The sequence below is a fragment of the Paenibacillus sp. N119s genome (genome assembly GCF_059447605.1).
On sequence record NZ_JCAJRU010000004.1, the window covers coordinates 1 to 26,872 of the forward strand.

Consider the following 26,872-nt stretch of genomic DNA (forward strand, 5'->3'; position numbering starts at 1 on the left):
TAACTCGGCATCAGTCGCCGTGTTAATGTTTACCTTTTTTTCACCGGAAACGGATGGAATAACCGAATCATTCACCATACTTGTCCTACTCGTCGTTGCAGCCTTTGAACTGGCAACAGCTGTATCTGGTCTTGAATCAGCAATATCTGACTGCTCTACAGCACTTGAATTTCCCGTCGTAGAGTTTTCACTTCTAGCAGTAGCAGATACACCAGTAGAACGCTGCTTAGTATCGTGCTTCACATTGTCATCAGCTTCGACATTCCCACTGCGCTCAGCTTGGTCAGAAGACTCTTTTACAACATGCCTTCCTTGGACATAATCTTTGCTGTGCTGCGATTCCATTGGCTCCGACTCCATCACCAAAGCCTGTTCCACCTTATGGTTAAGCAAACTCCACTCTTCTTGGGGCTCAGTGCGCTGCCCTCCGGCAAACAAAATAAGTCCACTTCCGATTACAGCAAGCGTTATTGCTGTTCCTGTCCATACGCGTTTCATTTTCCGTATCGTCCCCTACTCCACATGAATTTCGGGAATTTGGGCCGACTGAAAACACCGTCCCAATCAAACAGAGCAAATCTGTTCATTTCCCACCAACCGGAGGTTGCAAGCACCTCCATACGGTCTCGCTGTGAATATTTATACAAAGAGCGGTACGACCCCGGGCACGGTCTAACATGCTCAGACATAAAATGGGTCATGTCGGCCAAGACCAAGTGCATACACTAAGAAGAATGACAGCACAGCGTCTGTACCGCAAAGTATGAAAGGAGGACGTTGAACAATGAAAGTAGGATTCATCGGGACTGGCAGCATGGGAAGTCTGCTCATTGAATCTTTTATTCATTCGAATGCACTCAAACCACAGCAAATATTAGCAAGCAACCGAACGTATTCCAAGGTAGCCGAGCTAGCCCTTCGTTATCCAGGTTTGCATGCAGCTCAAAGCAACCGTGAGACGGCAGCGGAAAGCGATATCCTGTTTATCTGCGTGAAGCCGCTGGAATCAAAAACCGTAACGGATGAAATACGCAACGTCATTACAGAAGAGCACATTGTCGTGTCTATCACAAGTCCGGTGCAGATCCGTATTTTGGAGCATGCCTTGAAAGCCAAAGTGTCCAAAATTATTCCGAGTATCACTCACCAGGTCGGAAGCGGAGCCTCACTATGCATCCATGGAAGCCGGATTACAGAGAAGGATCGCTCCCTTCTGGAAGATCTTATGTCCCACATCAGCAGGCCGATTCAGGTTAAAGAGTCTCATACACGGATTACATCGGATTTTTCGAGCTGCGGTCCTGCTTTCTTGGCCTTTTTTATGGACCAGTGGATTCAAGCCGCAGTTCAAGCTACGGGTATAGACCGTACAGAACTATGTGCTTTGGCCGGTGAAATGATCATCGGTACTGGAAAGCTGCTCACTGAAGGCGGGATGACACCAGCCGAGTTACAAGCAAGAGTAGCGGTTCCCGGAGGTATAACCGCCGAAGCTCTCGCATTGTTGGATATCAGCCTGCATAGTGTCTTCCCTGAGCTAATACGAGCCACGCACAACAAGTATGAAGAGGACATGCAAAAGATAGATGTCTCTTTCGGCTTAAAACCAATTAACCGGCAACAATATTAACCAGCTTACCCGGTACAGCAATTACCTTGCGAACTGTTTTACCAGCCAGCGCCTCCTGAATGCTGTCCAGCGACAATGCAAATGCTTCCATCGCTTTGGCATCAAGATCTTTAGCAATCGTTGCACGCTGTACAATTTTACCATTCATCTGAATGACAATTTCCACTTCAGCGTCCACCGTCCATGCTTCATCATAAGCAGGCCAAGCCGCGTAGGTAATGCTTTCGTTGTGTCCCAGCAGCTGCCACAGTTCCTCGGCTAGATGCGGTGCAAGCGGCGACAGCATTTGCACGAAGTTTTCCATCGCTGCACGCGGCAGAAGGTCTGCTTTGTATGCGTCATTGGTAAAGATCATCAGTTGGCTGATCGCTGTATTGAAACGCAATGCATCCAGGTCTTCGGTTACCTTTTTCAGCGTTTTATGCCAAGTCCGTTTGAACTCGTCACTACCGCTGTCATTTTTAATTTTTTCGTTCAGGCTGCCATCCTCGGAAACAAACAGGCGCCATACGCGGGACAGGAAACGATGCGCTCCCTCAACCCCATTCTCATTCCATGGCTTGGTCGCTTCCAGCGGTCCCATAAACATTTCATAAATACGCAGCGTATCGGCGCCAAACGTATTTACAATATCGTCAGGATTGATGACATTACCACGTGATTTACTCATTTTTTCATTGTTGTTGCCCAAAATCATGCCCTGGTTGACTAGCTTATAAAAAGGCTCTTTCGTTTCTACTACGCCGATATCATACAGCACCTTGTGCCAGAAACGGGCATACAGCAAGTGAAGAACCGCATGTTCTGCTCCGCCAATATACAAATCAACAGGCATCCATTCGCGCTGTTTCTCTTTGGATACAAGCTCTTTATCATTTTTCGGATCAATAAAGCGCAGGTAATACCAGCAGCTTCCTGCCCATTGCGGCATCGTATTTGTCTCGCGACGTGCTTTCATACCTGTCTCAGGATCAACGGTTTCTACCCAATCTGTCGCATTCGCCAGCGGGGATTCACCCGTACCAGAAGGCTTGATATTCTCCATCTCTGGCAGTACAAGCGGCAGTTGATCCTCAGGAACTGTTTTGATCGTTCCATCTTCCAGATGAATTACTGGAATCGGCTCGCCCCAATAGCGTTGGCGGCTGAACAGCCAGTCACGCAGACGGTAGGTTACTTTTCCTTGTCCCTTACCCTCAGCTTCGAGCCATTCGATCATTTTCGGAATAGCTTCCTCATTGGTAAGCCCATTCAGCAGGCCTGAATTGACATGCGGGCCATCCTCAGTGTATGGCTCTTTGTCCACATCTCCACCTTGAACGACCTCAGTGATTTTCAATCCGAACTTTTTGGCAAATTCCCAGTCACGTGTATCATGCCCCGGTACAGCCATGATTGCACCTGTTCCGTAGCCTGCCAGTACATAGTCTGCGATCCAGATTGGCAGCTTTTCGCCATTCACCGGATTCACGGCGTAAGCTCCTGTAAATACGCCTGTTTTATCTTTGGCCAGATCCGTACGCTCCAGATCGCTTTTACGAGCAGCTTGTTCACGATACTGTTGCACAGCGTCCTTTTGCTCAGGTGTAGTAATCATATCGACCAATTCCTGCTCTGGAGCCAGCACACAGTAGCTTGCGCCGAACAATGTATCTGGACGAGTTGTAAATACAGTGAGTTGCTCGTCATAGCCTTCAATTGGGAAATGAACCTCTGCCCCGGTAGACTTACCAATCCAGTTCCGCTGCATATCTTTAATACTCTCGGACCAGTCCAGTTCCTCCAGATCGTCAAGCAGACGATCCGCGTATTCCGTAATTTTCAGCATCCATTGACGCATTGGTTTGCGGATAACCGGATGACCGCCACGCTCACTCTTACCGTCAATTACTTCTTCATTCGCCAGTACTGTTCCCAGTGCTGGACACCAGTTTACAGGCACTTCAGCTACATAAGCGAGACCGCGCTTGTACAGCTGGATGAAAATCCACTGTGTCCACTTGTAATAATCAGGATCTGTGGTGCTAATTTCACGGTCCCAGTCATATGAAAAGCCAAGTGATTTGATTTGACGGCGGAAGTTGTTTACGTTCTTCACCGTAATTTCGCGCGGGTGCTCACCTGTATCCAGCGCATGCTGCTCAGCAGGCAGACCGAAGGCGTCCCAACCCATCGGATGCAGCACGTTGTAGCCGCGCATTCTTTTATAACGTGAAACAATATCTGTAGCTGTGTATCCCTCCGGGTGGCCTACATGCAGACCAGCTCCAGATGGGTACGGAAACATATCCAAAGCATAAAACTTCGGTTTGCCCGGCTCTTCCCCAGTGCGGAACGTCTTGTTCTCATCCCAATATTTCTGCCATTTTGGTTCAATACTTTGCGGTTGATAGCCGTGCTTCGGCTGTGTGTCTGTCATTGTCTTTTTCCTCCTCAAACGGTATGCAACAAAAAAACCTCTGCATCCCGTAGCGTGTCAGCGCTAGGGACGAGAGGTTATATTCCCGTGGTACCACCCTAGTTAGCAGAAAGCGTTCTTCGCGTTCTACTCCCTTTGCACCTGATAACGGAGGTGATCCGATGCGTGTTAATAACAGAAAGCCAACACTTATATAGTGCTTACCTGCGTTGGGCGCATATCTCCGAGGCGAGTTCGCTTTGCACTGTCAACCGGCTTGCACCACCCGCCGGCTCTCTACATGTCCAGACAAAACTACTATTCCTCATCAGCGATTGTTTAACCGTTAATAATGGCACTATTATATTGAAAACCACGAAAAAAGTCAAATAAGGCACTGTAAAGTGAATATATGAATGCAAAAAGACGCCCTTCATGTCTTCATGAAAAGCGTCTTTCTTTTTATGTTAGCCAAATGAATACTAGCTATTTTACAGCGACATAAAACAGTCTCGCCGCGTCATCTTCTGCTTCTACCCATTCAAAATCCGCATATACCTTTACATCGCGAAAACCCGCTTTGGACAATTCTGCCTTCATCCAGTCTGGATCGTAAGCCCGCTGTACATGAATTTCCTCAAAACGCTGGTACAGATCACGACCTTCTTGTTCTGCTTTCGCAAAAATACTGAGATGATGTTCAATTTCGCAACGGGGAGTGTCCAACGCACATGTCCAAATATATGAGATGGAGCGTTCATCCAATACGAATGGTTGTTCTTCGTCATAACGCAAAAATGTCTGGGGATGATGCACATCAAATAGAAAGGTTCCACCAGGCTTCAGACCAGCATACGTTCTACGAAAAGTAGAAATGATATCTTCTTCCTCAAGTAAATAATTCAGGCAATCGCAAAAAGAAATGACAGAATCCACAGGCTCCGGTAAAATCCACTCCCGCATATCCTGTTGTATCCAGCGAACGCTTCCCTCACGAAACAATCGCTGTCCCTGAGGAGAGTTTTCCATTTTGCGACGGGCTACTGCCAGCATGTCTGAGGATAAATCGATGCCAGCTACCTCAAAACCCGAGTTAACCAGTGGAATCGTAATTGAGCCCGTACCGCAGCCCAGTTCGGCCACTGTATGTGGCATACCGTATTGGTCCCAAGCCTGCCGTGCAAAGCGCAACCAGTCAGGATACGGCATGTCCTGCATAAGCTCATCGTACACATAAGCAAACTTACGGTAAGACGCCATCTTTTATTCCCCATTCCCGTCCTTCGGTTTAGGCATTTTCTCCACGAGGTAAGTCCAGTTTTCCTTCTGTGTAACCAGTCCATCCTTCATCAACTTGCCCATCGCACGCTTGAAGGCGGATTTACTGATACCAAACCGTTGCTTGATAATATCCGGCGGCGTCGCGTCAGAATATGGCATGCCCCCACCCGGTCGTTCCTTCAAAAAGGCAATCAACCGATCCGCATCCTCATTACGGCCTACTTCCTTGCGTGGCGCCATTGCCAGATTGACCCGGCCGTCCTCGCGAACAAGCGTGACCCGTACCTTAACCTCCTCGCCCAAGCGAAGCATACGGTTACGTTCCGAGGAATGAATCATTCCTATTGCACCAAAACCAAGCACACCACCGTCCACCAGGACGAATGTGCCCATCTGAAGCGGCTTGTATACCGTCGCCTGCACCCACGTATTGAGCCATGAACTAGGAGCATGAAAGCACAATGGAGCCAGTTCCTGCTCCCCTGCCAGCTTGGCTCGCAGTCTGCCTTGTTTGTCATGCTCCATAATGGCATACACATAGTCACCCACACGAGGATGCAGATCCCGATTTTCAGGCAACTCACGAATCGGCAGCAAAAGTTGACGCCCCAATCCCATCTCCAGGAAACAGCCCAAACGCGGATGCACGTCAGCCACCTCAAGCTTGGCCATTTCACCCAGAGACAAGAACGGCTTTTTCATAGTTGCAGCCAAACGGTCCTCTGTATCGTGGAAAATAAATACCTCTAACCGTTCGCCCACCTCGATTTCACGAGTCAGCTCCGTATAGTGCAACAGCACATCCTGCGCACCGACGGTAAGAAAGTAGCCGAAAGGAGATACCTCACGATCCACCATAATGGTGACATAAGTACCAGCGATCAAACTCATACTTTCTCCACAACCTTAGCATCCGACCAGAGTCGTTCAATGTTATAATATTCGCGTTCGTCACGATGGAAGACATGCACTACGACGTCCCCCAGATCCATTAGAACCCAGCGAGCGGAATCCATCCCTTCGATTCCTTTGATGGTTACACCTTCGTCATGAGCGCGTTTGCGAATTTCAGTTACAATGGCCTGTACTTGTGTGTCCGAATTACCGTGGCAAATTACAAAATAATCCGCTACCAGCGATACTCCGCGCAAATCCAGTGCGACAACATTCATTGCCTTTTTATCATTAGCGGCCTCAACCGCCGTTTGCATTAATTTCTCATTCGTTAGGGTCATTCATGAACCTCCATTTTTTTCTGTTTTAGCTGTTGAATCAAGTCATTGCGTGACAAGACCGTCAGCGGGAAAATAACCTTTTGCTTCTCCAGCAACAATGAAATGGTAGAATCAAATCCAGCGATAAGGCCCTGCTCTAAGCTTTTCTTTGCCTGCTTACGGATGTGTTCAACCCCAGGAAAATCCCGCCCCGGTTCGATGTAATCAGCTAGACACACGACTTTGTCCAGCAGGCTCATCCCAACGCGTCCTGACGTATGCCAGCGGATCGCATTCCTTATTTCAGGATCATCTACTCCGTAATCTTTTGCTGCAACGCAGTATCCCACCTCTGAATGCCAGAGCTGCTTGTCATGCTTCAATAGCTCCTGATCACATTCAGGATGGCTTCGAATGACTTCTTCCATCTGTTGAACAGGCCAATATTTCGCTACATCATGCAAAATAGCCGCCAGTTCCGCCTTATCCGGATCTGCCCCATAGCGCTTCGCAAGCTCCACAGAGGTATGCATCACACCCAGTGTATGTTTCCAGCGTTTTTCAGGCATCTGGCCAGATACGGCTTCCATTAGCTGCTCACGGCTGTACTTCATACAAACCGCCCCTTGTAATATAGTCATGTACACGATCAGGCACAAGATAACGAATAGTGCGCCCTTCTGCAGCACGCTCCCGAATATCCGTCGAAGAAATGTCCACCACTGGCATATCCGCCAGCAGCACCTTGTCCTGCAAATAATGTGGCAACTCATTCAGTGCAAGCTGGAACCCCGGTCGCCGAACCCCAATAAAACGAATCCGCTGCGCCAATTCCTCAATTCCCTGCCAATGAGGCAAGTAGTTCACCATATCCGCACCAATGATAAAATAAAAATCTACAGCAGGATGCAGCTCCTGGAGCTTCTTGATCGTGTCAATAGTATAGGATACCCCTCCGCGAAGCACCTCAATATCCAGCACTTCAAAAGCAGGATGATCCGCTACCGCTTCACTCGTCATCTCCAAACGCTCTTTGCCGCTTGCCCCCGCTTGATGCTTGTGCGGAGGAATATGAGAAGGCATAAACCATACTTGATCCAGCCCATAGGCATCTCTTGCCGCTTCCCCAGCCAGCAGATGTCCGATATGAATCGGATCAAATGTACCACCCATAATACCGATTTTCATAATTTTCTCCCCGCGTATTATCCTCTAGGCAATTCGATTTGCTTATGATCACGAGATTCCTTGTACAAAATAATGGTGCTTCCAATCAGCTGCACAAGCTCTGAACCCGTTTCTGCTGCCAGTTCTTCCGCAATTTCATGCTTGTCGTCCAAACAGTTGTTCAAAATTTGCACTTTCATCAGCTCACGCTTTTCAATCGCATCGTTGATGTGACGCATAAGGTGCTCATTGGTACCATTTTTACCTACTTGAAAAACCGGGTCCAAATGATGCGCCATCGAGCGCAGATATCTTTTTTGTTTACCTGTTAACATGTATATTTAACCCCTTCGTCGCCACATATACAATGCGGCATTTCCATAATTTTAAAGTATAATCCACTTACGACAGGCTGCTCAGCACCGCCGCTCTCATTGGGTCTACTGCAGGAGCTACGCCCGTAAAATACTCAAAAGCCACTGCCCCCTGATACACAAACATGCCCAAGCCTCCATGTACAGTGCAGCCGCGCTGTTCACGGCTTTCTCGTAAAAGTCTCGTTTCCAGCGGGTTGTAGATTAAATCACTCACAATAATCCCCTTTGGAATCAGACCCGTTTCCACTGGAAGCTCATCCGATAAAGGAGACATTCCGACCGAGGTTGTATTAATCAACACATCTACTGCAGTGAGCACACTCTTGGCATCCTCGTTGGAATAGCCCGTGACTGGAATTGCCTCTGTCGTCCACTCCAGTGCCAGCTGTTCAGCTTTGTCACGTGTTCGGTTCAGAATGATAACCGATTCAGGCTGTTCCTCCAATAGGGCATGAATTACGCCACGGGCAGCCCCACCGGCTCCGAGAACGGCAATTTTTGCGCCTTTTAACTCGACAGAAGTCTCTTCCTTGAGGGAACGCACGTAGCCAATTCCGTCCGTGTTATAGCCCTTGAGTCGTCCATTGTCATTCACTATCGTATTAACAGCGCCGATGAGCCGAGCCCCTTCATCAATCTCATCCAGATATTTCATAATCTCGACTTTATGGGGAATCGTTACATTGACTCCACGGAAACGCAAGGCACGAATCCCCTTCACGGCATCTTCCAGTTGGTCCGGCGTGACATGAAGAGGTACAAAATCCCCTTCAATCCCCGCTGCCTGTAAGGCTACTTTATGCATAAGAGGCGATTTGGAGTGCTTGATCGGATCACCCAATACGCCCAATAGTACAAGACCTCGTTCGGTTGCTCCAGACTCCCCGCTGTTCATCGTTGCTCTCCCCCATATTGCAAAATATTAGGCCGCTCAAATACATGAATGGCGGCAGGAACCAATATGTGTTCCTTGCCGCCCTATAACTTGGTTACCGCATTGTTAAATCAACGCAGGCCGCAAAAGCACACGGACTCCCCGAGGAGCATGAACCGCTACCAGAGCTCCGTTCTCGCTATTCACTCTAATCCATCCCAAACCGGATATATAGATGTCCGATGGAGACTTGCGTGGAACACGGAACTCATGTCTTGTCCACTCTGGCATCTCTGCCAATTGATCGCGTGTTGGCGGAGACAATAACTCCCCAGCATGATCAGCGAACAGCTGATCAGCCCGTTCCAGCTTGGTGCGATGTATTTTAAGACCACTGTTAATGTAGCAGGTAAAAGATTGATGCTGACCATCTACAAAATCGAATCGGGCCATTCCTCCGAAAAACAGTGTTTGCCCGGAATCCAACTGATATGCTGCAGGCTTCAAGGGTTTGTCAGGCATAATGGAGCTCAAATCCTGACGGGAGACAATTTCACTAAATCGCCAAGGGTATACAATACCCGGAGTATCAATAATGTGCTTGCCGTCGTCAAGCGGGATATTCACCATATCGAGTGTAGTCCCAGGGTAACGGGACGTGGTGAGTTCCTGCTCCATATCACTGTAATCGCGAATCAGGCGGTTAATCAGCGTGGATTTGCCTACATTTGTGGCACCAACCACATATACATCGCGGTTACCACGCAGTTCGGATACCACATCCAGCAGACGGTCAAAGCCCTGATTTTTTTTAGCTGAGCACAATACGATTTCTTCCGTGCGTAGCCCTTGCTCCTTCGCCTGCTTTTGTACCCAGTTACGTACCTTGTTCCAATTTGTCACCTTGGGCAACAAATCGGTCTTATTGACTGCCAGTACAACCGGATTGGAACCTACAAAACGCTGTAAGCCGGAAATCAAGCTGCCTTCAAAGTCAAAAATATCTACAATGTGGATAACAAGCGCATCCTTGTCCCCAATCTGACTAAGCAGCTTCAAGAATTCATCCTGATCTACCGTCACCGAAGAGGTTTCATTATAGTTTTTGATCCGGAAGCAGCGCTGGCAAATAACCGGTTCGCGAGTTAATAATTTCTCAGGAATATATCCCGGAAGGTCCGGACTAGTGGTCTGCATGGTGATACCGCAGCCACTACATTTGACGGCAGTTCCGCCGTCAGGTCTTTCAGTCATTCTTCTTTTCCTCCTCAAGCCATAAGCCTTTCTTACGCAACCTTGTGAGCGCGATTCGCTCTAACCGTCGATTAAATCGGGTCATGACTCCTTCATCATGAATGGAGATCGGCAGCACCAAAACGGTATGCAAACCCATTCGGTTGCCTCCCAATACGTCCGTCAACATTTGATCCCCGACCATAATAGTCTCTTCCGGAGTAAGTCCCATCATACGTATAGCTCTGCGAAAGGACGAGTTAGATGGTTTCCGGGCGGCATGTATAAATTCAATGTCCAAAGGCGTAGCAAACACGGATACACGGTCCATATTGTTGTTAGACACGATGACAAGCTTAAAACCCGCCTGTTTGACCTTTTCAAACCAGGCCACCAGCTCGGGAGTTGCGTTCGGCGCTTTCGCACCGACCAGCGTGTTATCCAGATCCGTAATAATGCCGCGATATCCTTGAGCATACAAGCCTTCAAGATCAATATCAAAGACGGTATTCACCCGTAATTTGGGCATCAGCATTTCAAACAACGTCGGTCACCTCAGTTTCATACGACAAACTATACCATATTACTATGGCTTAGTAAAAAGCTATCCGCAACAAACGGACAGCTTTTTACTAAACTTATAGATTAAGATGAAAAATTACACTGCTCGAACTTAATAAAAATAAACTAGCCTTCATCCTTCTGATCAGACTTTGCTTTACGTCCAGTCCATCGTTTTATCCATGATTCCTTCTGCAACAGGAAAGCTTGCTGACGAACAGTGCGCCAATCCTCCGCGGTTACCGACGAAGGACTATAACGCGCCTGTTCAAAATATCCGAGCAAATGATGTAAAATCGCAGCGCGTTTCGGTGTTTCTTGTGACCACCTGTCGACTGATTCCCTCAGCGTCTCATGGCTGGCACGGACAAAGCCCTTTTTTCGCATATACCGTAACCAGTGTTCCGTTTCGACGACCACCTTTTCATCGGGGGTCAGCGGCTTACCTGTACGTAAACGCAGTAGATAAAAGTGAATGTCTGCCCGGTTACGCCAGATGATATAAGCAGCCCATAATAGAAGAATGGCAACAGCAGAGCCTATGATTACAGGATGAATCTCAAAGCTTTCCCCTGGGTTCATCTGCGGGGTTTGCTCAGGCTGCTCTGGTTCTGGCTGATCTTTGACCGCTGGGGCTTCTGGAGTCTTTGAATCCTCCTGCTCTGTAAGCAGTGGCATGTCAAAGCCAGGTGTAGCCTCTACAGGAATCCAGCCATATTCGCCTAAATATACCTCTGCCCAGGAATGAGCGTCCGCGTTTGTCACGGAGTAAGAGGACATGTTTTCGTCACCATCGCCCGCAGTTGCATCATCGGAAAACGTCTGCTGGCCAGGAGCATACCCTTTGACCCAACGGGCTGGAACCCCAACGGAGCGAGCCATTACGACTAATGAAGTGGAATAATAATCGCAATAACCCTCCCGAATCTCAAACAGAAAAGCATCCACGAAATCCCTGCTTCTTTTCCGTGAAAGATCCGGATTGTTCGTATATGCATAATTTTGCTGTAGGTACTGCTGTAGCAATCCGACTTTTTCATACGGCGTTTTGGCCGTTGCCGTTACATTGCGAGCCAAATCACGAACCCGCTGCGGCAACTCCTTTGGAATTTGCAAGTAGGCTTCCTGTTTGTTTTTTCCATACAACTCATTAAAACTTTTTCTACGCAGCTCTTTCTCAGGGATCACAGGAACATGCGATACCAAAGTATACGTTTTAGGATAAGCAGTTCTTCGAGAGGATGGATTCCAAAGAAGTTCTGCCTGTTTCGGGTTCCAATGCAACCCGTTGGCCCGTGAATCTCTATCTACCGATTGAACACGATGCACCGAATAGGCGCCAAACAGAACAGGGTAGCTCTGATCATTTTGCATTGTAATGGTCTGTACGACCTGCTCAGTGGAATGCTTCGTTTCTTGTGCGTTTTCAAGCTCTGCGGTCATCGACACCTCATTTGGTGCTGGATCATCGTTGCCCACGTCACTCCAGCCTGTACCGGAGTAGGTTCGTTTCGTTTCTCCTCGCCAATAGCTTCGCTGATTAGTTGTGATGGTCATGACAGGTGAATAATCAAAATTAAAGCCTCCACCCAATCGATTATCCTGGCGACTATAACCCGATGCAGTGTTCATCCGCTGATTCAGTACCCCAGATCCATTGGTGGTTCCTGCGGTGGTTGAGCTAGTGCGCTGGGTCCACGCTGTATAGGGGTCCGTCAAAGCTGGCTGCACCTCGGGCATATTCACACCAGCCATAATAATGAGCGCAAAAATGACAGCAATATTAGCCGCAATTTTATACGGATAACGCCGAATCTGCTTCCATCCTTGAGGATAATGCTGACGAAAATACTGCAAATGCTGTGTCACTAGCCATCCCATACCAGCAAAGACAATCCAGGCAACCTCCTCCCACAACACAGTTGGTGTGAAGGAATCAAGCACTGCCAGAGCTGCAATATTGATGCCCACAAAAACCAGAATCCGCTGCTTCGTGGTAACGATAAGCGGGACCATCTCAATAACTAGCCAAGCAATGAGGGAAAACCAAACATAAGGAGACATGTTAGATATAAATTGGTCTAGACGATTGGCCACCCCACCAAAAGGGATAATAATGGAGTAAGACACCAATGTCCGATACAAAATAAAAAATAGGGTTACAGCCTTAACGACAAATTCTATCCATGGACGGAATGGTAGTAAAATCTTCACCAGCGCCAGCATGGTAATGGTCATCAGTACAAGTGCCCTTGTTTCTTCCAGCCATAATTCGGAAGCAAAAGACACCCATTGCATAGCAATAATAATAATCCATAAGAAAGTAAAGGCGGGGGGCCAGGATCTCTTTAACGATTGTAACCAGCTTTTCATTGTGTCCCTCCCCCCATTACAGCCGGAAGCTCTTCGAGGCTCTGAACATCGTAGCCCTTAATTCCCCTTGCTCGAAGCATACTCATCCATTTTTCAGCTTCTCCCTCGGCAGAGCCTTCCCCAATATAGACGTGGCACGGGGTCATCCCCCGGGTATCGGCCCAGCGAAGAAGTTCCAGCGCCTGCTGATCCTTCAGCGGACTAATCAGTATAAAATAACAACCTTGTGGAAACTGGCGCACACAGCTCTCTACAGCGGTCATCAAGCTGCCTTGCGAAGTGGTGTGAATGTCCACCAAGTGATGCATCATTCGTTGTCGTTCCATCATCTGCTCACTTGGCTGAAAAACGGTCCCCTTCTCTCCAGCTGTACACAGTCCGACCCCCATCCGCTCCCGTCCACCATATTCCAGCAATGAAGCGGTAGAAGATACAGCTAGTTCAAACTGATTGGCGTTTACATAATGCCTTGTTTGTACGTCCAGTACAAGCATTGTTTTGGGAACCGTTTCATGTTCAAATTCCTTGGATTTCCAGCTACCTGTACGAGCTGTCGCATTCCAGTGGATGCGTGAAAAACGATCTCCATATACATAATCCCGCACACCATTGATTTGGGTCGTTTCACGACGTGTTCGAGTTTGAACGGTCTGCGGCCCAGACATCCTTGAGCGGCGATCATTGATCTGCCAATATGGAATGAATACCGTTCGGGGGAGCACCCGAAATTCACCCCGTGCATTCAATTTGCCCTTGTGCTCCAACAGGCCAAAGATGTCCTCACTCACACATTCGGTTTCCTCAAAATAGTAACTTCCTCGTTCTAAAGCAGGGGTTTGAAAAGTAAGCTGGCCGCCCCCTTTCATACTGGGGATGACACTGTCTTCAAACGACCAGGATTCCCCTGTATGTCGCTTAAGCACCTCACGAACAATGACATAGGGTAACGGAAGAAAGCCTGGAATGCTCAAACTGAGCTTTACATGCACCTGATCTCCCGCATGCAGCAGTTCCCCAAACTCCGAGCCTTGCGAAAGCTGCCGGTAGCCCTGGACGCGACGAACTCCACTCAGACCCACCATCCATAAATAAACGATTAACAACGTAACCATAGAAAACAGCATGACCGATGTCTTTCCGCCCTGAAACAACAAATAAAGCAGGCACACCACCCATATAAATAGCATAAGCCAGATACGACTTGATAGCCGGGGAAGCCTGCGCTTCCTTTTGACCATACTCATTCCCTAAGAACGCTCCATTCGTACGGGTACATGAACTTGTCGGAGCACGGACTGCAGCACGGACTGGGCGTTGGAACTATCCAGGCGCGCTTCGGGGCGAAGTAGCAAACGATGCGTCAGCACATAAGGCGCCAGCGCCTTCACATCATCAGGCAGGACATAGTTGCGATTGTCTTGAAAAGCATATGCCTTGGCAGCCATGACAAAAGCAAGTGCAGCCCGTGGACTAGCGCCCAGCAGCACGGATGGGTGTTCTCTTGTTGCTCGTACGATATCGAGTAAATAGGAAGTCACCGCTTCATCCATATAGATATCTCTGATTTCCTGCTGGATGTCAGCAATCTGTTCCATATGCGCTACAGCCTCCAGACGGTCTGCTGGCTGGCCCGCCTGATGATGAAGCAGCATGTTTCGCTCCGTCTCCAAATCAGGATAGCCTAAGCTGATTTTGAGCATAAATCGATCTAATTGCGCTTCCGGCAGCATATAAGTGCCTTCAAAATCAATCGGATTTTGAGTGGCACACAACATAAATGGATGAGGCAACATATGAGTGTCCCCATCCACCGTCACACTTCGTTCCTCCATAACCTCCAGCAAAGCCGACTGGGTTTTCGTCGTGGCGCGGTTAATTTCGTCTGCCAGCAAAATGTTAGTCATCACAGGACCCGGACGGAAATAAAAACGCTCGTCCCGTGGATGAAATATAGATACGCCTGTAATATCGCTCGGTAGAATATCAGGGTTACATTGAACACGGCGATAATCACCACGCATGGATTTAGCGAGAGCCTTGATCATTTGCGTTTTCCCCGTACCCGGAACGTCCTCGATCAGAATGTGTCCACCTGCCAGCATAGCTGTAAGCAGTAATTTTATTTCAAAGGATTTACCTAATATGCATGATTCCAAATTAGAACGGATTGCAGATACAATCTGCACAGATTCTTGACGCACGGGCATAACTCTGTGAACCTCCTAGATAGCAACATGTTTCCTATTATTGTACATGAAGGCGGACACAGAGTACACTTAACTCCCTGCCCATATTATTCAAGCTCCATCTGTTCTCGTACGTACCTGTTTTGGTACAGCCAAAAAAACCCTTCGATTTATAAAATCCGAAGGGTTCACGTATACAAATATATTTTACTTTTGTCATATTCAAAGCATCTGCTTCTATATACTTCCTTTTGGACGAACAAACAAGCATGCCAGAAAAGAGAAAATAATCGCCGAGGAGATCCCTGCACTTGTTACACTAAAGATCCCTGTAATGACACCAAGCCATCCGTCCTTTTCCAATTCAGTTAATGCACCATGTACGAGTGAGTTACCAAAGCTGGTAATTGGAATCGTCGCACCCGCTCCGGCAAATTTGATAAGTGGATCATATATACCGACAGCGTCTGCAATTGCCCCTGCTACAACCAACGTACTCATTGTGTGTGCCGGGGTCATTTTGATTACATCCATCATCAACTGACCAACGACACAAATGGCACCGCCCACTAAAAAAGCCCATAGATATATCATACTTGTCCTCCCGCTTCAAAAGCTACAGCATGTGCAATACAAGGGATGCTTTCACCCTGCTGTGTAGTCAAAGGAGATAATAACGCACCGGTTGCAACGACCAGCACCTTTTGTAATTCTCCCTTTTCGAGCCGCTTTAACAGATGCCCATAAGTTACAACAGCTGAGCATCCACAACCACTTCCCCCTGCAATAACCTTCTTTTGCTTATTGATGTCATAAATCAGTAAACCGCAATCATTAAATTCCGTCTGACTCATATCAAATCCGTCTTTTTTGAGCAGCTCCTTGGCAATCGGCAGCCCTACAGAGGCTAAATCCCCTGTTACAATAAGATCATAATATCCAGGGTCCCTGCCAGTATCCCGAAAATGAGACAAAAGCGTATCCGCTGCTGCTGGAGCCATAGCCCCGCCCATATTAAAAGGGTCTTTAATACCCATATCTATTACACGCCCGATGGTAGCACAATCCACCACCGTTCCTGACTTGGCATGTCCTATAATGGCCGCACCTGAACCAGTAACCGTATACTGAGCCGTCGGGGGCTTTTGTGCTCCATATTCATTAGGATAGCGGAATTGTTTTTCTGCAGTACAGTTATGGCTAGTTGTGCTGGCCATTACGTAGTCGCCTGCCTCTGAATCCACAATAAGTGATGCTAAAGCCAAACTTTCCATCGACGTTGAGCAGGCACCGAATACGCCTAGATAGGGAATAGCAAGCTTGCTAGCCGAAAATGAGCTGCTGATAATCTGATTCATCAGATCACCACTTATAAAAAATTGCACTTCCTCTTTGTTTAAATTAGCATTGATTAACGCAAGCTCTGTAGAATGCTCAATTAATCTTCGTTCCGCTTTTTCCCATGTTTTCTCATTTATTTCGATATTGTCATAAATATAATCGAAATCTGTGGACAACGGTCCCTCCCCTTCATCTGGGCCTACGACAGTTGCACTTCCAATGATGCGCGGTCTCGACTCAAACTTCCAGGTTTGTCCTCCCTGTCTTTTCATAAGTGATTGCCCCCCACACCGAGGATCGCGTAGATCACGCCCACGATAAATGCCGCCACCACACCGAATACGACAACTGAGCCTGCCAGCTTGAACATATTGGCGCCCACTCCGAGTACCAATCCCTCGGAACGATACTCCAATGCAGATGAACACATCGAGTTCGCAAAACCTGTAATAGGTACTGCGGTTCCCGCACCTGCCCATTGTGCAATCTTATCGTAGACCCCGATGCAGGTTAATATAACTGACAACAAGATCATCATGGATGCAGTTGGTGCTGCAGCTTCTTTGGCGGAAATATGCATCCCTGCCATAAAGGCTTCCTGGATTGCCTGCCCAATCACACAGATAACGCCTCCGACCAGAAAGGCACGCACACAATTGGCAAATACGTTTCTGGAAGGTTCATGCTTTTGGGAAACACTCTGATAGTCTTTCTCATTTATGGACAACGGCGACGAATTGGTACGAAAACCGCGCTGTCCCGACTTAGCTGGCATCATTCACCACCCCTTATTCGTAAGTTCCGCGCTTTGGCGGTTCAGATTGCTTGGCTCCTTAACATTATGAGCTTTTTGGGGAAATGTTATGTCAGGAAAATGATATCGTGGACATTCCGTACAAATCCATTCATACTGAATAGATGACAACCACTGGTTAATTAATAAGGAGTGAGGTATACATCATGGAAGCAAAAACATTGGAGTTGTTTAAAACCTTAACCGAGTTCCCTTCCATCTCTGGACATGAGCGTGAGTTGCGGGCATGGGTTAAAGAACGAATATCCGGTTATACGGATGAAATCGTGCAGGACCGTTTGGGCAGTCTTTTTGGCGTGCTGCGCGGGCAAGAAAGTGGCCCCCGTGTAATGGTAGCTGGGCATCTGGATGAAGTTGGTTTTATTGTGAATGGCATTACGGAAAATGGAATGATTCGCTTTCAGCCGGTTGGAGGCTGGTGGAGCCAATCCATCATGTCACAACGTCTTCAAGTATTGACTCCAAATGGTCCAATGATCGGTGTAGTTGGCTCTATCTCACCACACTTGCTTGATGAAGCACAACGCAGTAAGCCGATGGACATTAAGCATATGTACCTGGATATTGGCGTAGACAGCAGACAGGAAGCGCAAGATCTGGGGATCGTACCCGGAACAGCTATCGCCCCGATCTGTGATTTCACTCCACTTGCGAATCCCAAAAAAATCATGGCAAAAGCATGGGACAATCGATATGGTGTAGGCCTGGCCATTGAGCTCCTAGAGGCATTACATAAGGAAAAGGATCAGCTTCCAAATACATTGTATGCAGGAGCTACGGTTCAGGAGGAAGTGGGACTGCGTGGTGCACGCACTGCTGCCAATCTGATCCAGCCGGATATTTTCTTTGCACTGGATTGCAGTGCTGCCAACGATATGGGTGGAGATCCGAATGCATACGGGCAGCTTGGCAAAGGCGCATTGTTGCGGGTATTTGATCCTGGTATGATTACACACCGCGGGATTGTGGAATACGTGCAAGATATGGCGGAAACCCACAAAATCAAGTACCAATATTTTATCTCCACAGGAGGAACGGATGCTGGTCAAGTGCACTTGAGCGGAATTGGTGTGCCATCCACCGTCATCGGCATATGTGGACGATACATCCATACATCCTCTTCCATCATTCACACGGATGATTATGATGCAGCCAAGGAGCTGATCATTAAGCTGGTTCAAAATCTGGATCGCACAACGCTGAATACCATTGTTGAGCGAGCTTAAAAAGTAACAAAGAATAGGAAGCTATAAAAAACAGTCAAGACACATACAACGTGCACTTGACTGTTTTTTTAGATTAATAGAAGCAAAAAATATAGGAACTCAAATTAAATGCTTGTACCGAAGTAGCGCAATCACTACGAGTACAGCTGTTAAGGCGATACATACATTTTCTACCTTTGTTCCCTTCCGGGTTCCGGTGCTCATCAATTTAAATCGAAGCTTCCATTTAAATGGTGGCAAAGGCTTAATTCCGTTATTCGTCAAGGAATCTGCCAATAAATGCAGCAAATATGCCATACCTCCAGCCAGCCATATGCTATCGCCATGCAAACGTGTGGTACCATACAGCAATGCAGTCCATGCTGCTGTCCCATACACCGTATGCGTCAATCCTCGGTGTGGAACAAGCGTACATATGATCAGCAGACACCCGGCGATATAATTCCAGGGCGCATATGATTCTCCATACCACGCTAGGCCGATCCCAATTAGAAAAATAATAACTTTACGCATGGACCGTGAAGGCATAAAAGAAGCGCTGATCATCAGCAAAGCCAAAACAAGATTCCAGGGCGGCGGAGCCAAACGAGTAAAGAACACCCAACCCGCAGCCACGATCATTAGAAGCTGTACGAGTCTAAGCAACTTGTTCGGTAACGCCCGGCTCACAAGCATGGAATTAGGCTCGTCAATATCCGGCAACAATGAACCGACCACAGCAACGGCCACGGCAGCCGGGGTCACTTCGTACCCGCTTAAGGCTAATACTGACAGGGAGACCCCGGTTCCAATAATTAAATGGGCTCTTCCCATCATGATGCATAACATCCTTTCGTTGCAGCATACACAGAGTCGACACTACTCTATTAAAATCAGCATGATTCGATTGTATACGACAATCAAAAGGAGAACAATAGTTCGCTTATTCTATTTAAAAGACTTCATCCAAAAGTCCTAGTTTAGTCCCTATCACTTCATCCTCCCCTTATTCCTTATCTACACAGTCATTTTTTAAAAACACACCATATGTCCTATGAGTAGATCGACAAATACTTCCAACTGTATCTTTTTGCCTCAAAGTCCTATTGTACAATTTGGAATATTAGGTAATATAGTGTTTATATTTGCTATATAAATCTATTACATGAACAAGGAGGAAATCATTTTGCGAGAAAAATCTCTGTTCCGAAAGTTCAAAACAATCGGTCTGACATCGTTGCTAAGTGTCGTATTGTTCGCCCTGCCTGCTTCAGCTGCTTGGAATGATACATACACGGGGTACGCCACATATACAGGATCAGGTTACTCTGGAGGAGCCCTGCTGCTTGACCCTATCCCTTCTGATGCCAAAATCACAGCGCTCAACCCCACACAACTGAATTATAACGGAATTAAAGCTGCATTGGCCGGAGCCTATTTGGAAGTTCAAGGCCCCAAAGGAAAAACAACTGTATATGTAACCGATTTATACCCTGAGGGTTCAAGTGGTGCGCTCGACCTGTCTCCGAATGCCTTCAATCTGATTGGTGATCAGAAGGATGGAAAAATCAATATTTCATGGAAAGTTGTCAAAGCTCCGGTTAGTGGCAATGTCTCCTATCGCATTAAAGAAGGCAGCAGCCAATGGTGGGCAGCTATTCAAGTACGCAATCATAAATATCCGGTCCTTAAAATGGAAGTCCAACAAAACGGGCAATGGCTCAATCTTGAAAAACAGGATTATAACCACTTTTTGGGCACTAACTTAGGAAAACAGCCTCTAAAAATACGGATGACGGACATTCGCGGTGTCGTGCTCAATGATACCATCCCAGCTCTAGCCGAAAATGGCACAGGCCAAGCTTATATCGTTAAAGGTAACGTTCAATTTCCTGATTGATGGAATTACCGCCTCATGTTTGTTTCTTTACATTTGAATATATAAACCCGGCCGGGAACCGACGCAATCTAGTTTGCGTGGCGTGTTCCCGGTCTTTTTACGTAAAAGTCAGTATTTTTCACAAAGGATCGGTTTGTTCACTGTCCTGTTCATAAGATCATACGTATAATGAATACAAAAATAGGGTGTACTTTACAGCTATGTGCACACAGACAGGAGGCCTGTTCATATGAGCAATTTCAAAAAGCATCACAAGCTTCACAGCAAATTGCTGGTCAGCATTACGTTATGTATAACATTAACGTTGCTGGTATCCACTACTGTATATTATTTCTACTACATTCGCGTGGAAAAGGAGCAGGCGTTCGAAGCCAATCACAATAGCTTGGCGTTGAGAAGCAAAGAGGTCATCAACATGACATCTATTGCTCAATCGTTGGCATTCCAAATGTACCGCAGCAGTACCCTATCCAAACTGTTGTATTATCCTAAACCCAATGTATATGATGTAACCGCTGCCATGACCGAATTAAACAATTATCTTAACTCCATGCCGTATATTGAATCCATCTACGTATATAATCCTAAAAGTGACACCTTCTACATTGCGTCCTCACAAGGTCAAAACGGGTTATTCAGCAAGCATGAACTGGCTGATACTGACATCATTCACGTGCTGGATCATTATCAGAACTACAAACCCTTCACGCCTATTCCACGCACGTATCCGTTGCTGCCTGCATCAGACTCCGGTGCTGGCGTAGAGCAAGCAAGCCCAAATATCGCAGCCTATACGTATTTGTGTTATGACGCCATTAACTCGAACGAAACGATAAATTCAGCTGTAATTGTGAATGTGTCAGCAGCCTGGATGAACAAGGAAATGGCGGCGAACCCCATCTCAGGCGGAACCGCTTATATTTTAGATGATCAAGGCAGACTGTTGTCTGGGACAACGTTGACAGACGAAGCTTTGGACGAGAAAGAACAGCTATGGCTGCACACTAGAGTCAAAAAACAGGAAACAGGCTATTTTGTAGAGGACTTTCATGGTAAAAGATCGTTGATTTCCTATACTTCCCCGGATGGACTAGGTTGGCAGTATATAAGTATCACACCATATGAAAGCGTTATCAAAATGGCAAGTGTTATTCGTAATGCAATGCTATTGATCGCAGCCATCATCGGAATGGCAGGATTCGTGGCTTCCTGGTTGCTGTCCAAAATGTTATATACGCCTATTGGCCAAATTGTTATGCAAATGAATACACTGGAATCGGAGAAACGCAACAGTATGTACACGATCCGGCAAAACATTTTACGGAATGTGATTCGCGGAACCCGAAATCTTCCTGCTGGTGAAGAACCGGAACGGCTCCGCGAGCTTGGGATCACATTCCAGTTCGACAAAGACTATCGGCTTGTACTCCTGCGCATAGATGAATATGCGCGGTGGCAAAGCGAGCGTGGACCTGATCTGCTACCCTACAAATTTGCGATCATGAATATCGCATCCGAAATATGCGGGCAGACGTATCGGGTGGAGACCGTTGATATAGATGAGGATAGCGTCCTGTTAATGCTCAACATTTTAGACCCTGCGGAATATACAGACACAGTACTACTGGAGACCCTATTACGCCAAATACGCGAAGCTTGTTTCGAATATTTGAAGCTGAGTGTATCCCTAACCTATAGTGCGATTACGAGCCAACCAGAACAGCTGCATTTGCTGTACCGCCAGGTAGAGAACGCATCTATGCATCGTTTTTTTCAGGGACATGGCTGTATTATTAATGCGCGAAAAGCTACAAATGAAGATGTCCAACATACTTATGTATTTCCATCGGATAAAGAAAAAAAATTGCTGGATACGCTGCTATCGGGTCATACGGAGGATGCACACCGACTGTTTCAAGACTTGTTAATGCATATGGAGCAATATCCGTTTTCCTCTGTTCGGGTGGCAATCTCTCGGCTCATCATGAGCGTGAACAATGCTGTACGGCATATCAGTGAGCTCAATGGATTAGCTATCAAGTCTATACCAGAATTACCGTCTACAGATCGATTAGAGACAGCCGAGGATCTTATCGATCATTACCAATTGGTCTTTGATCAGATTCGCTCCAGTCTAGCGGAAAAACGAAATACGAAACAAGAACGATTGGTACGGCAAATCAACGAACGTATAGAGCAAGCTTATACGGACCCCAATTTCTGTCTCAATCAGATTGCGGAAGAGCTGAATATGTCACCAATCTATGTCAGCAGGCTTTATAAGCAACAAACCATGTCTACCATCGTGGACGTCATCCAGCAGCTCCGTATTCGCAAGGCCTGTGAACTGCTGGAACAGACCGATTGGTCGGTGGCTGAAGTGGCAGAACAAACCGGATTTGCAAGCAGCTCTTATTTCCACCGTATGTTCAAACGCAGCCTCGGCGTGACACCCACAGATTTTCGACGTTCCAAAGCGAATGCGCAATAAGCGACATCAAAAAAGCAAGCCTCCACTTCTGGAGACTTGCTTTTCTGCTTTAGATCACAGCTCTCTACGTTTTATTTGATCCCCTTCTCCTTCACGTAGGCTTCCCATTGTTTTGTATATTCGGTTTGAATTTTCTCTAAGCCAGCTTGGTTCGCTTTTTGCAAAAAGGTCTCAAGGCCTTGATCAACGTTGTAGATTAGTCCAGCTTGGAGTGGATACAGATACTGCTTCTCCACCTGTTCCAATGCCGCTTTTTCTGCTTGGTAGGTCGTATAGTCCTCTGCAAAGCCGGTAAACAGATCAGGCTTCTGGATTTTATCCAGCTCCGCAAATATCTTCTTTACACGGTCAAAACCTGAATCAAACAGCATGTATTCCGGATTACGCCAAGCCCAGCTGTTCATGCCTTCCCGTGAAAATCCATTCGTGCTACCGCTACCTATCATATGATAGTAACCATCTTTGACTTCATAGTTTTTACCTTCGATACCATATTGCGTAAGCAGGTTATAGCGTTTGTCCGTCACCAGCTTTTCATAAAAGGCCAATGCGCGGGCTGGGTTCGGACTGCTTTTTGGAATTGCAAAGCCGTTATGAATCGGATGCACCGGAGTTGCATAGCCCGTTGTCAGCGGGAATGGATAGTACTCAAGCTTCCAGTCCGGGTGAGATGCTTTGAGCTTAATGACCATGTCATTAAAGCGGGTTGGATTGTCGCCGAAAATACTCGCTGCTTTCCCAGAAGTGACTTGATCCTGAAGCGTATCTTTTACGTTTAATACATTTTTAGGAATGAATCCTTTATCAGCCCAGCGTTTATAAGTATTCAGCTCTTCCTTTTGTTCATCTGAGCCCCAATATTTATACACCTCTGTTGGTTTTTCATATTTGATGCCAATGCCATAAGGCAAAGCACCAATACTTTTCGTTACTAATTCGGTATATCGATCATGCAGATTTCCCTTGATATCGCTGTTCAAAGATACGGTTTTCATACCCGGCTCATGCTGGCGTATCCCATCCATATAAGCCTCGTAACTTTGGATATCGGTCGGTTTAGGCAAATTATACTTTTCACGTAAATCTTCACGCCATACAAAACCGTTTGTGACATATTCTTTGTACGTGCCGGGCACGGTATAAATTTTGCCTCCGATTTTAACCCCATCCCACATATCCTGTGGTACAAATTTTTGCAAGGCAGGTGCAGCCTTAGGCAGCAGATCGTCTAGCGGCAGGAATGCGCCCTTCTTGGCATAGGCCTGATACTGCGTCCAATCCGCAGTGAAGATCAGGTCAATAGGCTGACCCGAAGACAATAACAGCTTATATTTTTGATCCCAATCTGTCCACGTCGTATAGTTAAATTTGACGGTGGCATTCAAATCTTTTTCCGCCAACTTATTGATCTCTGCCTCAATGGTAGGCAGGTCCTTAGGCGCATCACCCAGCATATAAAATTGCAGCTGAACTTTCTGGGATTTATCATCCTCTCCATTTGCTTTTTGTGCGCTGTTTCCGCTACCTCCTCCACATCCGGCTAAGAGTGCCATGATAACCATAACTGCAATCAGGATGGACATGCGTTGTTTTCTTTTCTTTGTAAATGTCATGTGAATCCTCCCTTTGAAATGGTAGTCTGTTGCAAATAAAACGCTTACAAAAAGTGCTGCTTGGATGGCACAATGTCAGCACATCATGCCATCTTAGCTCTTTAGTGCTGCTATCCTTTTACCGCACCAATCGTCAGTCCCTTGACAAAGTAACGCTGAATGAACGGATACAGTAGTAAAATGGGACCCGTAACCACGATCGCCATTGCCATTTTAGTCGACTCTGTCGGCATATCGTTGGACAGGGACACGCCGGTGCCTGCACCCATCTGAGCAATAAATTGCATAGAGTTAATTACATTATACAGATAGTATTGCAACTGGTATTTATGCGGGTCATTAATAAAGAGTGAGGATGAGAACCAGTCATTCCAGTAGGCCAAAGCCAGAAACAGTCCGACAGTAGCAATACCCGGGGTAGATAAAGGCAGTACAATTCGATAGTAAATTTTAAAATCACCCGCACCATCAATTTTAGCGGACTCGAACAGCTCCTCCGGCATAGAGGAACGAATGAAGTTTTTCATCAAAATAATCAAAAACGGAGTCATTAATCCCGGAAAAATCAACACCGTATACGTATCTAACAATCCTAAATACTTTGTCAGCATAATGTACCAAGGTACCAAGCCGCCTCCAAATAACGTCGTAAAGTAAATATAAAATGAGAATGCATTGCGGTATTTAAAATCTTTACGCGCCAGCACATATCCGGCCATCGTCATCAGGAACAGGCCCAGCGTCGTCCCTACAACCGTGGTAAAAATCGTCACCCCGTACGCCCTTAACACCTCTTCAGGAAAGGTGAACACCGTCCGGTATCCTTCCAGCGAGAATTGCTGTGGAATAAAATGATAGCCGTCCCTGATAATCGATTCATTACTGGTTAGTGAAGCCGAAATAATAAGTAGGAACGGGAGTAAACAAGCAATGGATGCCACAATGATAATCACATAGGAGATAATTTTAAAAAGTCGAGTGTATACATCCTCTTTGATCGCCATCCGTTGGGTCCTCCTTTCTAGAATAAGGCATATTCGTCGTTCAGCTTGCGAATGATGTAGTTCACGGTCATGATCAGTACAAATCCGAACAAAGATTGATACACACCTGCGGCTGAAGCCATACCCACATCAAAAGTTACTTTCAAGGAACGATACACATAAGTGTCCAAAATATCAGTCGTATTGTACAGCACACCGTTGTTACCAATTAACTGGTAGAACAGATCAAATTGTCCTTTCATAATGCTACCCAGCGCAAATAACAGCAGCACAACAAATGTTGACTTGAGCATAGGAACGGTAATGTACCAGATTCGTTGAAAAATGTTGGCTCCGTCTATTTTAGCTGCCTCATAATACTCGTCACTGATCCCTGTGATTGCTGCCAGATAGATTACCATACTGTAACCGAGATTTTTCCACAAATAGAACAGGATTATCAGGAAAATCCACACCCATGGTTTGTTATACACATCCACACGTTCACCACCAAATTGCACGAGCAGCGTGTTCAGAAAACCATTATCATAATTAAATATGTTATACACGATGACACTTAGAATAACGAAAGAAACAAAATATGGCAGGAACATCACAGATTGAGTGATCTTTTTAAAGTAGCGACTTCGCAATTCATTCAGCAAAATAGCGAGGACAATCGCTAACACGTTGCCGAGTAAGATAAACGCCGCGTTATATCCAACCGTGTTTAATGTCAATTTTGTCAACGTGCCGGATTGCCATAGAAAGCGAAAATTCTGGAGTCCGACGAACTGGGCTTCAAAAAGGCTGGTATTAAAGTCGAACTGGGTAAATGCATAATAAATGCCGACCATAGGAATGTACGAATTTATGAAGAAGAAAATTAAAGTGGGCAACAACATCAGAAATAATACTCGATTGCGGATCAGTTCATAGAAAAAACCGTGTTTCCTGCCTGTTCCGAGCCTACCGTTCAAGCGGGAATCCGTCGCAAGCATTGCAGAATTTTTGGGCATAGGCTGATTCAATGTGAGTCACTCCCCCTCTATATACATTACCGACCGCAAGGTTTGTAGCATCGCCGCCGTATAACTATATATTATATAAGCGCATTCAAAATAAAAAGTGAAGCCTCTCATGCTTCATGAACAAAGGAGTGTCCAGAGGAGTGAACAATTCGGATGTTTGTGAAGTTTTGTGTGATATGAGGCGTCTGTTCGACGCCTTA

General features: G+C 46.5%; 25 protein-coding genes and 1 other annotated feature. Of the genes, 4 read left to right on the plus strand and 21 right to left on the minus strand.

The annotated features are described in order from the left end of the window. The coding region (locus tag AC5V8P_RS01155; protein ID WP_495473543.1) for a competence protein ComEA at positions 1 to 498 on the minus strand (498 nt) is incomplete at its 3' end. Positions 499 to 784: 286 nt separating this feature from the next. Between AC5V8P_RS01155 and comER the strand changes: the two genes are divergently transcribed. Next, positions 785 to 1,630: a late competence protein ComER gene (gene comER, locus AC5V8P_RS01160; RefSeq protein ID WP_064796005.1), complete on the plus strand. Its 846-nt coding sequence runs from the start codon at positions 785 to 787 to the stop codon at positions 1,628 to 1,630. Here the strand turns inward: comER and leuS are convergent. From leuS to spoVAC, 16 genes are all read right to left on the minus strand, one after another. Beyond that, the gene (gene leuS, locus AC5V8P_RS01165; RefSeq protein ID WP_064796004.1) at positions 1,611 to 4,049 is read right to left on the minus strand and encodes a leucine--tRNA ligase; all 2,439 of its coding nucleotides are present in this window, start codon (positions 4,047 to 4,049) and stop codon (positions 1,611 to 1,613) included. The genes comER and leuS overlap by 20 nt on opposite strands. Before the next feature lie 62 nt (positions 4,050 to 4,111). After that, positions 4,112 to 4,369 (minus strand) — a binding site (T-box leader). A 145-nt stretch (positions 4,370 to 4,514) separates the two neighbouring features. Continuing rightward, complete coding sequence (locus tag AC5V8P_RS01170) at positions 4,515 to 5,288, minus strand: class I SAM-dependent DNA methyltransferase (RefSeq protein WP_063210052.1); 774 nt, start codon at positions 5,286 to 5,288, stop codon at positions 4,515 to 4,517. 3 nt (positions 5,289 to 5,291) lie between these two features. Next, the gene (locus AC5V8P_RS01175; protein WP_064796003.1) at positions 5,292 to 6,200 is read right to left on the minus strand and encodes a CvfB family protein; all 909 of its coding nucleotides are present in this window, start codon (positions 6,198 to 6,200) and stop codon (positions 5,292 to 5,294) included. Then, positions 6,197 to 6,544: a ribosome silencing factor gene (gene rsfS, locus AC5V8P_RS01180; protein ID WP_063210050.1), complete on the minus strand. Its 348-nt coding sequence runs from the start codon at positions 6,542 to 6,544 to the stop codon at positions 6,197 to 6,199. Before rsfS ends, AC5V8P_RS01175 begins: the two co-directional genes overlap by 4 nt. Next, on the minus strand, positions 6,541 to 7,137 hold the full coding sequence (gene yqeK / locus AC5V8P_RS01185; RefSeq protein WP_064796002.1) for a bis(5'-nucleosyl)-tetraphosphatase (symmetrical) YqeK: 597 nt from the start codon (positions 7,135 to 7,137) through the stop codon (positions 6,541 to 6,543). The genes rsfS and yqeK overlap by 4 nt, the downstream gene beginning before the upstream one ends. Beyond that, a complete protein-coding gene (gene nadD, locus AC5V8P_RS01190) occupies positions 7,121 to 7,711 on the minus strand; it encodes a nicotinate-nucleotide adenylyltransferase (protein ID WP_064796001.1) in 591 nt (196 codons plus the stop codon). Before nadD ends, yqeK begins: the two co-directional genes overlap by 17 nt. 17 nt (positions 7,712 to 7,728) lie before the next feature. Further along, positions 7,729 to 8,025: a ribosome assembly RNA-binding protein YhbY gene (gene yhbY, locus AC5V8P_RS01195; RefSeq protein WP_013372202.1), complete on the minus strand. Its 297-nt coding sequence runs from the start codon at positions 8,023 to 8,025 to the stop codon at positions 7,729 to 7,731. Positions 8,026 to 8,092: 67 nt separating this feature from the next. Further along, positions 8,093 to 8,962: a shikimate dehydrogenase gene (gene aroE / locus AC5V8P_RS01200; RefSeq protein ID WP_064796000.1), complete on the minus strand. Its 870-nt coding sequence runs from the start codon at positions 8,960 to 8,962 to the stop codon at positions 8,093 to 8,095. Positions 8,963 to 9,067: 105 nt separating this feature from the next. Then, positions 9,068 to 10,195, minus strand: a complete 1,128-nt coding sequence (gene yqeH / locus AC5V8P_RS01205; protein ID WP_063210046.1) for a ribosome biogenesis GTPase YqeH — start codon at positions 10,193 to 10,195, stop codon at positions 9,068 to 9,070. Beyond that, on the minus strand, positions 10,188 to 10,718 hold the full coding sequence (locus AC5V8P_RS01210; protein ID WP_013372205.1) for a YqeG family HAD IIIA-type phosphatase: 531 nt from the start codon (positions 10,716 to 10,718) through the stop codon (positions 10,188 to 10,190). Before AC5V8P_RS01210 ends, yqeH begins: the two co-directional genes overlap by 8 nt. 143 nt (positions 10,719 to 10,861) lie before the next feature. Further along, entirely contained in the window at positions 10,862 to 13,108 is a 2,247-nt protein-coding gene (locus AC5V8P_RS01215; RefSeq protein ID WP_064795999.1) for a transglutaminase TgpA family protein, read from the minus strand. Next, entirely contained in the window at positions 13,105 to 14,352 is a 1,248-nt protein-coding gene (locus tag AC5V8P_RS01220; protein ID WP_064795998.1) for a DUF58 domain-containing protein, read from the minus strand. Before AC5V8P_RS01220 ends, AC5V8P_RS01215 begins: the two co-directional genes overlap by 4 nt. A 3-nt stretch (positions 14,353 to 14,355) precedes the next feature. Further along, on the minus strand, positions 14,356 to 15,315 hold the full coding sequence (locus tag AC5V8P_RS01225; RefSeq protein ID WP_063210043.1) for an AAA family ATPase: 960 nt from the start codon (positions 15,313 to 15,315) through the stop codon (positions 14,356 to 14,358). Between the two features lie 216 nt (positions 15,316 to 15,531). Further along, complete coding sequence (spoVAE, locus tag AC5V8P_RS01230; protein ID WP_063210042.1) at positions 15,532 to 15,888, minus strand: stage V sporulation protein AE; 357 nt, start codon at positions 15,886 to 15,888, stop codon at positions 15,532 to 15,534. Continuing rightward, the gene (gene spoVAD / locus AC5V8P_RS01235; RefSeq protein ID WP_063210041.1) at positions 15,885 to 16,907 is read right to left on the minus strand and encodes a stage V sporulation protein AD; all 1,023 of its coding nucleotides are present in this window, start codon (positions 16,905 to 16,907) and stop codon (positions 15,885 to 15,887) included. Before spoVAD ends, spoVAE begins: the two co-directional genes overlap by 4 nt. Further along, positions 16,904 to 17,410: a stage V sporulation protein AC gene (gene spoVAC / locus AC5V8P_RS01240; protein ID WP_063210040.1), complete on the minus strand. Its 507-nt coding sequence runs from the start codon at positions 17,408 to 17,410 to the stop codon at positions 16,904 to 16,906. Before spoVAC ends, spoVAD begins: the two co-directional genes overlap by 4 nt. Before the next feature lie 185 nt (positions 17,411 to 17,595). Between spoVAC and AC5V8P_RS01245 the strand changes: the two genes are divergently transcribed. Then, complete coding sequence (locus AC5V8P_RS01245) at positions 17,596 to 18,675, plus strand: M42 family metallopeptidase (RefSeq protein WP_064795997.1); 1,080 nt, start codon at positions 17,596 to 17,598, stop codon at positions 18,673 to 18,675. Between the two features lie 99 nt (positions 18,676 to 18,774). Here AC5V8P_RS01245 and AC5V8P_RS01250 read toward each other — a convergent pair whose 3' ends face one another. Further along, positions 18,775 to 19,491 carry a metal-dependent hydrolase gene (locus AC5V8P_RS01250; RefSeq protein ID WP_063210038.1) on the minus strand — a complete coding sequence of 239 codons (717 nt, stop codon included), beginning with the start codon at positions 19,489 to 19,491 and terminating at the stop codon, positions 18,775 to 18,777. A gap of 349 nt (positions 19,492 to 19,840) precedes the next feature. On the opposite strand from AC5V8P_RS01250, the gene exlX reads away from it, so the two are divergent. After that, positions 19,841 to 20,554 (plus strand): expansin ExlX, encoded by a 714-nt coding sequence (gene exlX / locus AC5V8P_RS01255; protein ID WP_081276744.1) that lies wholly within the window; start codon positions 19,841 to 19,843, stop codon positions 20,552 to 20,554. Between the two features lie 229 nt (positions 20,555 to 20,783). Further along, the gene (locus tag AC5V8P_RS01260; protein WP_064795996.1) at positions 20,784 to 23,045 is read left to right on the plus strand and encodes an AraC family transcriptional regulator; all 2,262 of its coding nucleotides are present in this window, start codon (positions 20,784 to 20,786) and stop codon (positions 23,043 to 23,045) included. Between the two features lie 71 nt (positions 23,046 to 23,116). Here AC5V8P_RS01260 and AC5V8P_RS01265 read toward each other — a convergent pair whose 3' ends face one another. The 3 genes from AC5V8P_RS01265 to AC5V8P_RS01275 all read right to left on the minus strand — a co-directional run bounded on the left by AC5V8P_RS01265 (position 23,117) and on the right by AC5V8P_RS01275 (position 26,672). Next, positions 23,117 to 24,658 (minus strand): extracellular solute-binding protein, encoded by a 1,542-nt coding sequence (locus tag AC5V8P_RS01265; protein ID WP_064795995.1) that lies wholly within the window; start codon positions 24,656 to 24,658, stop codon positions 23,117 to 23,119. Positions 24,659 to 24,768: 110 nt separating this feature from the next. Next, the gene (locus tag AC5V8P_RS01270) at positions 24,769 to 25,662 is read right to left on the minus strand and encodes a carbohydrate ABC transporter permease (protein ID WP_016821652.1); all 894 of its coding nucleotides are present in this window, start codon (positions 25,660 to 25,662) and stop codon (positions 24,769 to 24,771) included. 17 nt (positions 25,663 to 25,679) lie between these two features. Beyond that, entirely contained in the window at positions 25,680 to 26,672 is a 993-nt protein-coding gene (locus AC5V8P_RS01275; protein WP_064795994.1) for an ABC transporter permease, read from the minus strand. Positions 26,673 to 26,872 lie beyond the last annotated feature (200 nt).

What these genes read in the sequence shown, in the direction of transcription:
- comER (WP_064796005.1), top strand. Translation starts at nt 785, where the DNA reads ATGAAAGTAGGATTCATCGGGACTGGCAGCATGGGAAGTCTGCTCATT.
- leuS (WP_064796004.1), bottom strand. Translation starts at nt 4,049, where the DNA reads ATGACAGACACACAGCCGAAGCACGGCTATCAACCGCAAAGTATTGAA.
- AC5V8P_RS01170 (WP_063210052.1), bottom strand. Translation starts at nt 5,288, where the DNA reads ATGGCGTCTTACCGTAAGTTTGCTTATGTGTACGATGAGCTTATGCAG.
- AC5V8P_RS01175 (WP_064796003.1), bottom strand. Translation starts at nt 6,200, where the DNA reads ATGAGTTTGATCGCTGGTACTTATGTCACCATTATGGTGGATCGTGAG.
- rsfS (WP_063210050.1), bottom strand. Translation starts at nt 6,544, where the DNA reads ATGACCCTAACGAATGAGAAATTAATGCAAACGGCGGTTGAGGCCGCT.
- yqeK (WP_064796002.1), bottom strand. Translation starts at nt 7,137, where the DNA reads ATGAAGTACAGCCGTGAGCAGCTAATGGAAGCCGTATCTGGCCAGATG.
- nadD (WP_064796001.1), bottom strand. Translation starts at nt 7,711, where the DNA reads ATGAAAATCGGTATTATGGGTGGTACATTTGATCCGATTCATATCGGA.
- yhbY (WP_013372202.1), bottom strand. Translation starts at nt 8,025, where the DNA reads ATGTTAACAGGTAAACAAAAAAGATATCTGCGCTCGATGGCGCATCAT.
- aroE (WP_064796000.1), bottom strand. Translation starts at nt 8,962, where the DNA reads ATGAACAGCGGGGAGTCTGGAGCAACCGAACGAGGTCTTGTACTATTG.
- yqeH (WP_063210046.1), bottom strand. Translation starts at nt 10,195, where the DNA reads ATGACTGAAAGACCTGACGGCGGAACTGCCGTCAAATGTAGTGGCTGC.
- AC5V8P_RS01215 (WP_064795999.1), bottom strand. Translation starts at nt 13,108, where the DNA reads ATGAAAAGCTGGTTACAATCGTTAAAGAGATCCTGGCCCCCCGCCTTT.
- AC5V8P_RS01220 (WP_064795998.1), bottom strand. Translation starts at nt 14,352, where the DNA reads ATGAGTATGGTCAAAAGGAAGCGCAGGCTTCCCCGGCTATCAAGTCGT.
- AC5V8P_RS01225 (WP_063210043.1), bottom strand. Translation starts at nt 15,315, where the DNA reads ATGCCCGTGCGTCAAGAATCTGTGCAGATTGTATCTGCAATCCGTTCT.
- spoVAE (WP_063210042.1), bottom strand. Translation starts at nt 15,888, where the DNA reads ATGATATATCTATGGGCTTTTTTAGTGGGCGGTGCCATTTGTGTCGTT.
- spoVAD (WP_063210041.1), bottom strand. Translation starts at nt 16,907, where the DNA reads ATGAAAAGACAGGGAGGACAAACCTGGAAGTTTGAGTCGAGACCGCGC.
- spoVAC (WP_063210040.1), bottom strand. Translation starts at nt 17,410, where the DNA reads ATGCCAGCTAAGTCGGGACAGCGCGGTTTTCGTACCAATTCGTCGCCG.
- AC5V8P_RS01245 (WP_064795997.1), top strand. Translation starts at nt 17,596, where the DNA reads ATGGAAGCAAAAACATTGGAGTTGTTTAAAACCTTAACCGAGTTCCCT.
- AC5V8P_RS01250 (WP_063210038.1), bottom strand. Translation starts at nt 19,491, where the DNA reads ATGATGGGAAGAGCCCATTTAATTATTGGAACCGGGGTCTCCCTGTCA.
- AC5V8P_RS01260 (WP_064795996.1), top strand. Translation starts at nt 20,784, where the DNA reads ATGAGCAATTTCAAAAAGCATCACAAGCTTCACAGCAAATTGCTGGTC.
- AC5V8P_RS01265 (WP_064795995.1), bottom strand. Translation starts at nt 24,658, where the DNA reads ATGACATTTACAAAGAAAAGAAAACAACGCATGTCCATCCTGATTGCA.
- AC5V8P_RS01270 (WP_016821652.1), bottom strand. Translation starts at nt 25,662, where the DNA reads ATGGCGATCAAAGAGGATGTATACACTCGACTTTTTAAAATTATCTCC.